The organism is Clostridium sp. CM027 (assembly GCF_024730565.1).
GTDB classification, from domain to species: domain Bacteria; phylum Bacillota; class Clostridia; order Clostridiales; family Clostridiaceae; genus Clostridium_AD; species Clostridium_AD estertheticum_B.
This window is the reverse complement of record NZ_CP077725.1, coordinates 2,403,427-2,416,511: the sequence shown is the minus strand read 5'-3', so window position 1 is coordinate 2,416,511 and position 13,085 is coordinate 2,403,427. Positions and strand designations below refer to the sequence as shown.

At 30.6% G+C, this 13,085-nt stretch carries 11 protein-coding genes; 10 read left to right on the top strand and 1 reads right to left on the bottom strand.

Going from position 1 to position 13,085, the window contains the following annotated elements:
* The first annotated feature begins 2 nt into the window (after nt 1-2).
* The 8 genes from KTC92_RS11445 to larB all read left to right on the top strand — a co-directional run bounded on the left by KTC92_RS11445 (nt 3) and on the right by larB (nt 10,384).
* Entirely contained in the window at nt 3-995 is a 993-nt protein-coding gene (locus KTC92_RS11445; protein WP_216303391.1) for an ABC transporter ATP-binding protein, read from the top strand.
* 1 nt (nt 996) lies between these two features.
* Complete coding sequence (locus KTC92_RS11440) at nt 997-1,968, top strand: ABC transporter ATP-binding protein (RefSeq protein WP_165413266.1); 972 nt, start codon at nt 997-999, stop codon at nt 1,966-1,968.
* A gap of 58 nt (nt 1,969-2,026) precedes the next feature.
* The gene (locus tag KTC92_RS11435) at nt 2,027-4,294 is read left to right on the top strand and encodes a hypothetical protein (protein WP_220286854.1); all 2,268 of its coding nucleotides are present in this window, start codon (nt 2,027-2,029) and stop codon (nt 4,292-4,294) included.
* Nucleotides 4,281-5,360 carry a glycoside hydrolase family 130 protein gene (locus KTC92_RS11430; protein ID WP_216303389.1) on the top strand — a complete coding sequence of 360 codons (1,080 nt, stop codon included), beginning with the start codon at nt 4,281-4,283 and terminating at the stop codon, nt 5,358-5,360. The genes KTC92_RS11435 and KTC92_RS11430 overlap by 14 nt, the downstream gene beginning before the upstream one ends.
* Nucleotides 5,361-5,451: 91 nt before the next feature.
* Complete coding sequence (locus tag KTC92_RS11425; RefSeq protein ID WP_216303388.1) at nt 5,452-6,489, top strand: LacI family DNA-binding transcriptional regulator; 1,038 nt, start codon at nt 5,452-5,454, stop codon at nt 6,487-6,489.
* A gap of 47 nt (nt 6,490-6,536) precedes the next feature.
* Complete coding sequence (locus KTC92_RS11420) at nt 6,537-8,126, top strand: alpha-amylase family glycosyl hydrolase (protein ID WP_220286855.1); 1,590 nt, start codon at nt 6,537-6,539, stop codon at nt 8,124-8,126.
* Nucleotides 8,127-8,326: 200 nt separating this feature from the next.
* Nucleotides 8,327-9,580: a nickel pincer cofactor biosynthesis protein LarC gene (gene larC / locus KTC92_RS11415; RefSeq protein WP_220286856.1), complete on the top strand. Its 1,254-nt coding sequence runs from the start codon at nt 8,327-8,329 to the stop codon at nt 9,578-9,580.
* 57 nt (nt 9,581-9,637) lie between these two features.
* Nucleotides 9,638-10,384: a nickel pincer cofactor biosynthesis protein LarB gene (larB, locus tag KTC92_RS11410; protein ID WP_216303385.1), complete on the top strand. Its 747-nt coding sequence runs from the start codon at nt 9,638-9,640 to the stop codon at nt 10,382-10,384.
* 108 nt (nt 10,385-10,492) lie between these two features.
* On the opposite strand, the gene KTC92_RS11405 is transcribed toward larB, so the two are convergent.
* Nucleotides 10,493-11,626: a glycosyltransferase family 1 protein gene (locus KTC92_RS11405; protein WP_220286857.1), complete on the bottom strand. Its 1,134-nt coding sequence runs from the start codon at nt 11,624-11,626 to the stop codon at nt 10,493-10,495.
* 185 nt (nt 11,627-11,811) lie between these two features.
* Between KTC92_RS11405 and KTC92_RS11400 the strand changes: the two genes are divergently transcribed.
* Both KTC92_RS11400 and KTC92_RS11395 read left to right on the top strand, forming a co-directional pair.
* Nucleotides 11,812-12,822, top strand: a complete 1,011-nt coding sequence (locus tag KTC92_RS11400) for a CotS family spore coat protein (RefSeq protein ID WP_216303383.1) — start codon at nt 11,812-11,814, stop codon at nt 12,820-12,822.
* Nucleotides 12,823-12,826: 4 nt separating this feature from the next.
* Nucleotides 12,827-13,051, top strand: a complete 225-nt coding sequence (locus KTC92_RS11395) for a hypothetical protein (RefSeq protein ID WP_216303382.1) — start codon at nt 12,827-12,829, stop codon at nt 13,049-13,051.
* Nucleotides 13,052-13,085 lie beyond the last annotated feature (34 nt).

Here is a 13,085-nt window from a genome sequence, read left to right as displayed (position 1 = left end):
GTATGGAAAAATTATTAGAATGTAAAAATATAACTGTAGAATTTGACGTAAAATATTTTAATGAAGATAAAGTTTTAAAGGCCGCAGATAATATTACTTTAGATATTTATAAAGGTGAAATGTTAGGGATAATAGGAGAAAGTGGAAGCGGTAAATCAACTTTAGCTTCAGCCATGTTAAATTTAGTAAGAGAGCCAGGTAGAATATCAAGCGGAGAAGTTGTTTATTTTAATGGTGTAAATTTATTAGCCCTTTCGGAAAAGGAATATAACAAATATAGATGGAAAGATATATCAACAGTATTTCAAGCTGCACAAAATTCACTTAATCCAATAGCAACGATAAAAGATCATTTTGTTGAAACTTATACTACACATTTAGATAAAGTATCTAATGAAGTAATGATGAACCGTATAAAAGAGTTATTGAACTTTGTTAGGTTAGATGAAAAAGTTCTAGATTCTTATCCGTTTGAGCTAAGTGGTGGAATGAAGCAACGTGTATTAATAGCATTAAGTTTATTACTTGAACCAAAGTTAATAATATTGGATGAACCTACTACTGCTTTAGATGTAATAACCCAGTGGTATATATTGGAGATATTAAGAAAAATAAATAAAGAAAATGGAGTTTCTATAGTGTTTTTAACTCATGATATATCAATAATAGGCTCTATGGTTGATAGAATAGCTGTAATGTACGCAGGAGAATTAGTAGAAGTTGGTGATGTTTTAGATGTATACGAAACGCCGAAGCATCCATATTCAAAAGCATTATTAGCTGCAATACCTTCATTATATGATGATGTAACCACAAGAAGATCTATAAAAGGGGCACCTATTAATATGTTAGATTTAAAAGGTGAATGTAGATTTAAAAATAGGTGTATTTATAAGGGAAAGGTTGGCTGTGATGGGTCGGATGAAAATAGTAAAGAGCTTATCAAGGTAAAGGATAATCATTATAGTAGATGTAAGTACTGGGAGGGAATTTAAAGTGAGTAATTTAATAAAAATAGAGGGTGTAAGTAAAAGTTTTGGAGAAGGAAAGGAACAGGTTAGAGTATTAAAGGATATTAATCTAGAAATTGGAGACGGTGAAATATTAGCTGTAGTAGGGGAAAGTGGTTGTGGTAAAACTACTTTAGGAAAGATTATCGCAGATGTTCATAAACCGACAGAGGGGAAAATACTTTATAAAGGAACAGATATAAATGTTCTAAAAAGGGGGGATTATAAGGACTTTAGAATGGGGGTGCAAATGGTGCATCAGGATTCATTTGCAGCATTAAATCCAAATAAAACTATCTTCCAATCATTAAGCGCCCCTATACTAAAACATAAAATTGTTAAAACAAATGGAGAAGCTTTAGATCTATGTACAGAATATCTAGAGGAAGTAGAATTAACTCCAGTTGATCAGTTTTTACATAAATATCCGCATCAATTAAGTGGAGGACAAAGACAAAGAATATTATTAGCAAGAGCTTTATTAGTGAAACCTAAGCTTATAGTAGCAGATGAGCCAGTATCGATGGTAGATGTATCATTAAGAATTTCGTTATTAGATTTAATGGCAAGGATGAACAAAAAACATGGAATTTCTTTTGTTTACATAACACACGATTTAGCTACAGCAAGATATATAGCTAATGAGGGGAGAGTTCTGGTTATGTATTTAGGATCAATTGTGGAATTAAATAATATAAATGATGCAATAACAAATCCTAAACATCCATATTTTAAAGCTTTATTAAAAGCGGTTCCAGTTGCAAATCCAAGAAATAAAAATATGATTTCAAACTTACCGTTAAAGACAATGGATATTCCAAGTCTTAAAGATTTACCAAGTGGATGCAAGTTCAATCCAAGATGTATTTATTCAAATGAATTATGTGAAAAAGAAGAACCAAAACTAAGAAAACTTGGGGATGGATTTGTTGCATGTCACCATGCAGAAACTATTTAACGACATTTCAGCTCATCAGGGGATGATTTAATATAGCAAATAGGAGTGTGTTATTACGGTGGAGCGAATTTCTATAGACATTAGTAAAGATGAAAACAAGAAATACACAGTAAGTTTGTTGAATAGTAACAAAGTTGTAGCAAAGGATGATATTAAAAATATAAAGATTACTATAGAAAATGAAGATAGATCATATAGAGAGGTTATAAGTAATATAGATATTGATACTGTTGGTTATTATGAAAATGAAATTATCTGTAATTGTAGATATTACTGCAAGATGCTAGAAACGTATATAGATATTCAAGTTGTTTATAAAGTAGTTAATGAGGCCTTAGTGGAGAAAAGAATAATACTTAAGCAAACAAATATACCTATGCTGTTTTATAGTATAGAGAACTCTATAATTCCAAGTGAGGAGCCAAAATGTTATTGGAGTTTTGATAATGATAATAACAATGGTGGTGTGGTGAGAGAAGTATTTCCAGCAGCGGGATATGTAGTGGGAAAAGCATATGTTGGATTGCTGACAGATGCTGGACACAGAAATTATTGGACAAGAAATATTAGAAGAAGGCCACATTATAACAAACTAGGATTTACAGCAATAAAAGAGGCTTGTGATATTAATCTTTATAGAGTTTCAACTTTATCTGATAGAGAAAAAGGTGATCATTATGTGAAGATAACTTTAGGAGAATTAATAGATTTTAATAACGGGAAAAAAGAAGTTGTTGAAGTAGATAATGATTTTATAAATAAAGATAATGAAGGAAGTTTAATCATAACACTAGATCTTGAAGATGGGTATTATGATATAAGTTTTGATCATAGGATAAATGGAGAATTAAGTGTAGTTGTTTTGAAAGAATTAACAAAAGATAATTACGAAGTACATGGTTTTGATTATCAGAATAATATACCATCTTATAAGGAAACATGGACTAGCTTCCAAGATGGATTAATACTATCAAATACGGAAAATAAAAAGAGCCTCTTAGTGATAAAGAGTAATGATAATGAATCTATTGATATAAAAAACTTAAAGGTAACTAAGGTAAATGGTATAGAAAAACCATTTCATAGGTTGGAACAAGGTAAAAGTTGTGAGAAGAAGTTATTCATACTTATTAAGCGAATGGATGGTCTTCGAGATATACGTTACTACAGCCAAGTGTTATTAGCAGATGGGTTAGGGTTTAATGGAAGTGATGTTGAAAAAATTCTTTTTGCAGATATGCAGATGTTAACATGGATAACTAGTGCATATGACTTTTTGCCATTAAATGTACCTAGCTTAAATTATGCCCCAGATATGTATAATAGAGATTCTTTTTGGAGTGTAGCGGGGGTAAATGATAAGGAATTGAGCAAAAAACTTTGGGAAAAGTGGGGTTCAACTCAAAATGAAAATGGAACAATAGGAACCATAATAACCCCATATATGGGAAGCTTAGAAGTAAAAGGTAACGAAGCTACTTGTGAATGGATATGGTGGGCATATATAAATAAAATCAAGTATGGAATAGAACCTAATATGAGCAAAGTTAAAAAAGCTTATAACTATTGTATTAATGAGTTTGATGAAGATGGTGATGGTATAGCAAAATCACATTTTGTATTAGGTCAAAATGATGTTCAAACATATTTTGAAGGTGGAAAAACATCAAGTGTATCAGTTAATCAGGGTGTATTTGCAGTGACATTAAAAGTTGCTAAGGCCTTAGGCATAGATGTGCCAGATGATTATATAGAGAAAGCTAATATTGGGTATAAAAGCTTTTATAGCAATGAAAAAGGATACTTATTAAATACTTTAGACTATAAAGATGCTATATCAGTAGGTGATTTGATGCCTGAATTTGTTTCATTATGGTTCTTTAATGAAGGGTTACTTAATGAGGGAATTGTAAAAAATACACTTGAAAAAATACCAGTTATTAATGATTGCGCAACTTTTATAGGACATGTTAATAACAAGTATTTTAGTGGGGTTGATAGTCCTTTTGATGAAAAGTTTAGCTGGAGTGATGGAGTATATTATAATGGTGGTAGCTGGCTTAGAGAAGAGATAATGGCATATGCAGTTGGAGTGAGATATGGATTAGATGACTATAAGAACAGGATTTTAAATAGAATGGATAGAGAGATAAACCTAATTAAAGATGATCCGGTAAGTCATGAATTTTTACCAACGGATTTATCTAAGGAAGGGTGTTTATGGAAATCTATAAGGGTTTTTTCTTGGAATGTATTTGCAATAACAGCATTAGAGGTAGCAGGAATAAGAAAAACAAAAGGGTGTGTTAATAATGAGTTTTGCTAAAAGAAGTAATATGAATCCCCTTATAAAACCAAGTGACGTGAAACCAAGTAGAGAAGATTTTAAAGTTGATGGCGTATTTAACTGTGGTGTTTGTAAATATGATGATGAATATCTATTATTATGTAGAGTTGCAGAATCTGTTAAAGTTGATAAGGAAGATGAAGTAAAGATACCTGTAGTAGTAAACATAGATGGAAAAGATGTAATAGACATAGTTTCATTTAATAAAGAAATAGATACGCAATATGATTATTCAGATGCACGTTCTTTATGGATTACGCATATTGGAGGAGTAAGAAAAATTGCTTATTTAACTTCATTATCACATATAAGGATAGCAAGATCAAAGGATGGAGAAAATTTCATCATAGAAGATGAAGCTTTTATTAAACTTACAGCTTCAGAAGAAGAATGGGGAATGGAGGACCCAAGAATAACTAAAATAGAGGATACATATTATGTTAATTATACATCTGTGACTAGAAATGGTGCAGCCACTTCGTTAGTTTCTACAAAGGATTTTAAAACTTATGAAAGACATGGAATTATATTTGCCCCAGAAAATAAAGATGTAACTATATTCCCAGAAAAAATAAACGGGAAATATATAACATTTAATAGACCCGTTCCATGTGCAATCGGCGGAGCAGATATGTGGATAGCAGAATCACCTGATTTAGTACATTGGGGAAAACAAAAACATTTTTATGGTGGTTCAAATGAAGGAGCATGGGAAAATGGAAGGGTTGGAGGAGGTGCAGTACCATTCTTAACAGAAAAAGGTTGGATAAAAATTTATCATGCAGCAGATAAAAATGATAGATATTGCTTAGGAGCATTCTTACTTGATAAAAATGATCCTAGCAAAATATTAGCCAAAACAAGTAGAGCTATATTAGAACCAAAAGCTACCTATGAAAAAGAAGGTTTTTTTGGTAATGTAGTATTTACATGTGGATGTTTATTTGAAGATGGTATTGTTAAAATATATTATGGCGCAGCAGATGATAAAGTTTGTAGAGCAGATATAAAAATAGAAGATATATTCACTTTGATGGATAAATAACACATAAATCCTTAATATTGTAGCTCCGCAGGAGATAATTTGATAAAATTAACTGATAGCCTTATAGTATATTTATGGTAGGAGATATTAGATGAGAAAAGTAATAATGAAAGATATAGCAGATAAATTAAATATATCTATTAATGCAGTATCATTAGCATTAAATAGAAAGGCAGGAGTTAGTGAAGAAACAAGAAAGACAGTTCTTGATGTGGCAGAGCAGATTGGTTATTTGGAAAAATCAACTAAATTCATTCTGTCATATGCAAGTAAAAATATATGTGTTTTAATAAGAAAATTATATTTTGAAGATAATTATTTTTATTCTAAGATAATGATGGGGATAGTTGAGGAAGCGAGAAAAAATGGATACGACATAATTACGTGTATGATTGATGAAAATGAGGAAAATATTCCAAGTTGCATTGAACATAAGAAGGTATGTGGAGTAGTTGTAATAGGTGCAATAGATGATGATTATTTGATAAAGCTAAAAGGTTATAAGGCGCCAGTAGTTTTAGTAGATCATACATCGTTATTAGAAAGTACAGATAGTATTTTGACAGATAACAAGCTTGGAAGCTTTAAGATTACGAAATTACTTTTAGATCGTGGATATAAAAAAATAGGTTTTTTTGGAGAGCTAGAATATTCTCTAAGTGTAAAGGAAAGATTTTTTGGATATCAAGAAGCTATGAAAAAATTTATAAATTTCAAGGAAGAAAATAAAATGATTGATTTTATAAATAGATATTCAGTTTTAGATAATTTAGAAGAGTATGTAATAAGACAAGATTTAGAATGGGTAAAAGAAAAAATAAAGTGCTTAAAGGATATGCCAGAAGCATTTGTATGCTCAAATGATAATGCTGCTATTATTCTAATTTCATCACTTAAGGAAATGGGATATTCAATTCCACAAGATATAGCAGTTGTAGGCTTTGATGATATAGTGTTAAGCTCATTTGTTGTGCCTAATATTACAACAGTGAGAGTAGAAAAGGAATTAATGGGACGTAAAGCTTTAAATAAATTATTATGGAGGTTAGATCATAAAAACGAACTAAATGAAAATATAATTATGAGTGTAAGTGTAATTGAAAGAGATTCAGTAGGTGTAAAAGAGTAAAGTATAGATTAATTTATAATCTGTTCAAATAGGGAGAAGTAAAAAACATGGATAAAAAGTGGTGGAAAGAATGTGTGTTCTACGAAATATATATGTCAAGTTTTATGGATGGAAATAACGATGGAATTGGGGATTTTAAAGGAATAACATCTAAATTAGATTATTTAAGTGAATTAGGTATTAAGGGGATTTGGCTTACACCATTTTATCCATCTCCTAAAGTTGATAATGGTTATGATATATCAGATTATTATAATATTGATAAATGTTATGGTACTTTAGAAGAATTTAAAGGATTCATAAATAAGGCACATGATTTAGGAATAAAAGTAATAGTTGATATAGTTTTAAATCATACATCAAGTGAACATTCATGGTTTAAAGAATCAAGAAGCTCTAAAGATAATGAAAAAAGAGATTTTTATATATGGAAAAAAGACAAACCTAACAACTGGGAGTCATTTTTTGGTGGAGATGCTTGGGAATTTGATAAGAAAACAAAGGAATATTACTATCATGCATTTGCAAAAGAGCAAGTAGATTTGAATTGGGCAGAACCTAAGGTTTATGATGCAATGAAAGATGTACTTAAATATTGGATTGACCTGGAAGTAGATGGATTTAGATTTGATGTAATTAACTTTTTAACAATAAAAAATGACTTTAATAAAGATAATCCATATGATGAAAAAGGTGAACAAATACATAGAAATGATAAAGATCAAGATGGAATTATAGACGTTATAAAAACTTTAGTAAAAGATATAAGAGAAATAAAAGAAGATATTTTCCTCGTAGGAGAAATTGGATCAGATGAGTTAATTGAACTGAAAAATTACTCCGGTAAGAATTTATTAGACGTAGTGTTCAATTTTAACTTAGGTAGTATGAAGGAATTTTCAGCGGAGAAAATATATAAAGAAATTAAAGCTATGAATGAGGAATACAATTCAGAGCAAATACCAACAATATTTTTTAATAGCCATGATATGGGAAGAAGTGTTTCAAGATTTAATCCAAATGGAGAGAAAAATGGAATTGAAAGAGCGATGGCAGCTTTATTATTAACAACTTATGGTGTTCCATTTATGTATTTTGGAGAGGAAATTGGGATTAAGGATTTGGTTTGCCTCGATATAAACAAAATGAATGATGTTCAAGGGATTACAAAATATAATATAGAAATTTCAAAAGGGAAAAGTAGAGAAGAAGCATTAGCTAGTGCAAATAAGAGTTCTAGAGATAAATCAAGAAGTCCAATGCAATGGGAAAATTCGGAGTTTTATGGATTTAGCAAGAGTAAATCTTGGATAAACATAGAAGATAAGGTAGATGACATATCAGTAGAAGTTTGTAAAAAAAATAAAAAAAGTTTATTATACTTGTATAAAGACCTTATTAAAATAAGGTATAATAATCCATGTTTATTATATGGAACATATAAAACTATTTTCTTTAAGAAAAATATACTTATTTTAGAAAGAGAACTTCATAATGAAGTAATTAGAATTGTAATTAACTTTGGTATTAAGGTATATATAGAAAATAGCATTGGTCAAGTTTTATATTGTAGCAATAGTAGAGAAAATGGGCTGAAATTGTATCAGTTTGATTTTATAATAATTGAAAAGAAATAGGTATATCAAAGCAGATATACCTATTTCTTTTCAAATATTAAGGCTTTTGTTTTAGAATTTAAATAAAAAAGTCAGACATAGTAATAAATATATCGCATAATAATAAGTGCATATTTTTTTATAATTTATATATATATAACCTATAATATTTATTTATTTGGTACAATAAGATAAATACAAAAGAAATGGAGTGGATGAGAATGAAAATGCTTTATTATGATTGTTTTTCAGGTATTAGTGGTGATATGAATTTAGGAGCGTTGCTAGACTTAGGTATAGACGAGAAATATTTAATCGAGGAATTAAAAAAGCTAAATATAAATGGGTATGAAATAAAAGTATCGAGAGATAGTAGAAAAGGTATAGAGGGCACTAAGGTGGATGTAGATTTAGAGGAGCATCATCATGTACATACTCAGGGTGGAAGTGAAGGAGAACACTCTCATGGGCATGTGAGCAATAATCATAGCCATGAGGAACATAGAAACCTTAAAGATATTGAGAAAATTATAGATTGTAGTGAGTTAAGTTCTAAAGTGAAAGAATTAAGCAAAAAAATGTTTATGAGGGTTGCGAGAGCTGAGGCAAAGGTTCATGGAAAAACATTGTATGAAGTTCACTTCCATGAGGTAGGTGCAATAGATTCTATTGTGGATATAGTAGGAGCTGCTATTTGCATAAGTCATTTAAATGTTGATAAAATAATGAGCTCATCTATAGAACTTGGTGGTGGGTTTGTTAAATGTGCTCATGGACTTATACCAGTACCAGCACCTGCTACTGTGGAAATTTTGAAGGGGATACCGGTAAAAATGGGAGCTGTACCTTTTGAAACTACAACACCTACAGGTGCTGCAATTCTTGCAGCTAACGTCTCTGAATTCAAAGATGATAACGATTTTATTATTAAGAAGATCGGCTATGGCATTGGTAACAGAGATACTGAAATTCCTAATGTACTGAGGGTCATGTTAGTAGAAGAGGTAAATAATTTGTCTGATACTGAAAAGAAAGAAAATGAAGGGGAAGTATTTCAAGAAATTGTGGAATGTAATATAGATGATATGAATCCAGAGATATATGAGTATATTCTTGATAAGCTTTTTACAAAGGGTGCTTTGGATGCATACTTAACTCCAATTATAATGAAAAAAGGCAGACCAGGCGTAAAAATAAGTGTTTTATGTAAAGAAGATAAAATTGAAAAGATGAAAGAAGTATTATTTAGAGAAACTACTACATTTGGAGTAAGAAGTTTTAAAGTACATAAAACAATGCTCCAAAGAGAATTTACTAAAATGAACACTAGCTATGGTGAAGTTACTGTGAAAGAAGCTTACTACAAAGGTGAAAAAATAAAGAATAAGTTAGAATATGAGGAGTGTAAGAAAATAGCCCGAAGTGTGGGACTCCCTATAAGCAAAGTATATGAGACATTAAGGAATGAAATATAACATTATAGATATAAAAACATAAAACTGTAAGCTTAAATTAAAAAAGGTGGAGAATATATGAATACAGAAGAAATGAAGAAATTCCTTAAGTCCGTTAAAAATGGTAATATATCCATTGATGATGGTGTAGATAAGTTAAAAGATTTGTCTTATTCAGATTTAGGATTTGCAAAAATCGATAATCATAGAGAACTTAGAGTTGGTTACCCGGAGGTTATATATTGTGAAGGGAAAACTGTGGATCAAATAAAGGGTATAGTTAGTTTAATGATTACTAAGGATATAAATATTCTTGGTACAAGGGCCTCTAGGATCATGTATGAAGGGGTAAAAGAGGTATGTGATGATGCTGAGTACAATGAACTTGCAAGAACAATTGTAATTAAAAAAAAGGACGTAGAGATTCCAAGTACATATATTGCATTAGTAACAGGAGGAACTTCTGATATATCAGTAGCGGAAGAGGCAGCTATTACAGCAGAAATCTTTGGGAATAAAGTTGAAAGAATTTATGATGTAGGAGTAGCGGGTATTCATAGGTTGTTTGAAAATCTAGATGTTATAAGGCGCGCGAAGGTAGTTATTACTGTGGCGGGAATGGAAGGCGCTTTAACTAGTGTAGTTGGAGGCTTGGTGGATAAACCAGTTATAGCTGTTCCAACTAGTATAGGATACGGAGCTAATTTTAAAGGACTTTCGGCATTGCTATCAATGTTAAACAGCTGTTCTAGTGGAGTTAGTGTTGTTAATATTGACAATGGCTTTGGCGCAGGATATTTAGCAAGTATTATCAATAAACTATAAATTAATTTTTAAAAAGGAGGCTTGCATACTCATTATGCAAGCCTTAATTATGGTGTGTTTGAAAAGTGTATATTACATAAAATATAGTTGCAGTAATATATACTTTTCTTATTGAGCAGGGGATTCGCGATTGTATATATCTGCATAGACTTTGAGAGTGCATTGTGCAGTGTTCTGCCATGAAAATTTTTTAGATCTTATTAATGCTTTAGAACTTAATTCTGATCTTAGAGCTTCATTACTTAATAAGTTACCTATGGCGAGAGACATCTCTGAGATATCATATGGATTTATTAAAATCCCACCGTCACCCACTACCTCGGGAATAGAAGTAAGGTTAGATGCTATTACAGGAGTGCCGCAATTCATTGCCTCTAAAGGGGGGAGTCCAAAGCCCTCATAAAAAGATGGATAGATGAAAGTATCACAGCAATTATAGAAAAGTGGTAAATGATCTTCAGGTACAAAACCGATAAAAATAACATGCGAGCCTATTTTCAATTCATTCGCAAGTTTTATGAGTTTTTGACCGGAATCTTTATAGCCACCTACAATAACTAAATTATACTTTTTATTTAAATCTTTATATATTTTAGAAAAAGCAATTATGACAGAAGCCACATTCTTTCTTTCACTAAATCCTCCTAGGTAGAGTATAAAGGGATCTGTTAAATTATATACAGCTTTTAGGAAATTCCTACAGTGGACCTTATCTAAAGGAACATATTTTTTATCTGCAGCTAAAGGAGTTACAAAAATCTTACTTTCGTCTACTGGGAAAAATTTTAAAATATCGCGTTTAGAGAATTCGGATACAGTTATTATCCCATCAGAGCCTCCTATAATCATTGGCATCTCTTTTAAAAATTTCAGCAAATAGCCTCGGCCTACTGTTTCGGGCATAACATATGGAATTAAATCATGTATCGTGACTACTTTCTTGCAAGTTATTTCCTGAGAAAAACCTATACCATTTTGGGGCATATGATATATGTCTATGTTTTCTTTTGAAATGTTTTCTGGAAAATAGTAATCTTCAAAAAATCTTTGATGCTTTTTAGAGGTCATTACTATTTTGCAGTTTTCTTTTTTTATAATTTCATAATTGTTGCCTGACCAAAAAACATGGTAATTATTTACATTATCTATGTTAATTAAATTTTTAAACACATTTTCGGTATAAGTTCCTATACCTGTTCCACTATAGAAATTGATGCCTCTAGCATCAATTGCAATCTTCATAGGTTTCACTCCTTAAAATTATTATAAAAACCCTATATTTATAATTATAAATTTCATTTGAAAGACAATATATATTAATATATTGTTTTTACTTAAAAAGTGTGCTAATTATAAAAATATAATTAAGCACAAATTATTGAGAAAGTTCATATACTGCAATAGAACAATATTGCGGAGGCATGCATTTGGAAATCCAGGAAGTAAAGGAGACGGTACAAGATAATTATTCTCTTTGTATTAATGATATAGTGAAAATAAAAAATGTTTACAGGATAGAAACTGAGAATGACATGTATTGTTTGAAAATCATTAATTATGACTTTAAGCATTTTTTATTTATTATTGGTGCAATAAAACATCTGCAGGGCAATGGTTTTGAAAATATACCGGAAATTATTGAGACTATCGATAACAAGGAGTATATAGCCATTGAGAATAAATACGCTTATTTAACACCTTGGCTAAAAGCAAGGGAATGTAATTATGATAATCCAGTGGAAATAAAATTATGTACTTCAAAGCTTGCAGAGCTCCATAAAAAAAGTTTGAATTTTAAAGTTACGCCGGACATGTCGCCCAGAATAGGATGGCTTAAATGGATAGAAACTTTTAAAACTAGAGAAAGAGAAATATTGGATTTTAAAAGAAGAATAGGTGAAAAAGAATGCATTACGGAATTCGATAGCGATTATTTAAGAATAATGGGGGAAGAGCTCGCACGGAGTAATAGATCAATAGAAAATTTATGCAAGAGTGAATATGTAAGTAAGATGAAAGGAGAAATTAAACATAGGGGATTCTGCCATCACGATTATGCTCATCATAATGTATTATTAGATAAAAGTGGTGGCGTGAATGTTATTGATTTTGATTATTGTATTCTAGACACTCATTTACATGATTTAAGTAGCCTTCTAATACGAAGAATGAAGAATGGCAAATGGAGTCCTGAAAATGCGCTTTTTATAATGGAAGCGTATGATGATGCATTTTCGATATATAAAAGTGATATAGAAGTAATGGCAGCATTTATGGAATTTCCTCAGGAATATTGGCAAATAGGAATTCAATATTATTGGGAAAAAAAGGATTGGGGAGAGGAGTTTTTCTTAAGGAAACTTGAAAAAATGCGTGAGGATAGAGTGGATAAGCAAATTTTTATTGAGAAATTCATAAAAATAAAATATGGGAGGTAGTATTGTGGGGAAAAATAAAAAGGATGGGTGCATTGATGAGCTTGAAATTGATGTAATTGATCCGCAGGAATCCACTGTAGAGGAATATGACATAAGGCTCGAGAATATGGAAGAGGAAGTTAAAAAACTGAAAAAAATAAGAAAAAGGAAAAAGAAAATTAGTGAGCTTGAATTGCAGCAAAGAGAGATATTAAAGAAAATGGACAAAAATTATAAAAAGACCAGATAGTACTTGGCTATTATATATCAATTGACTAATAGAT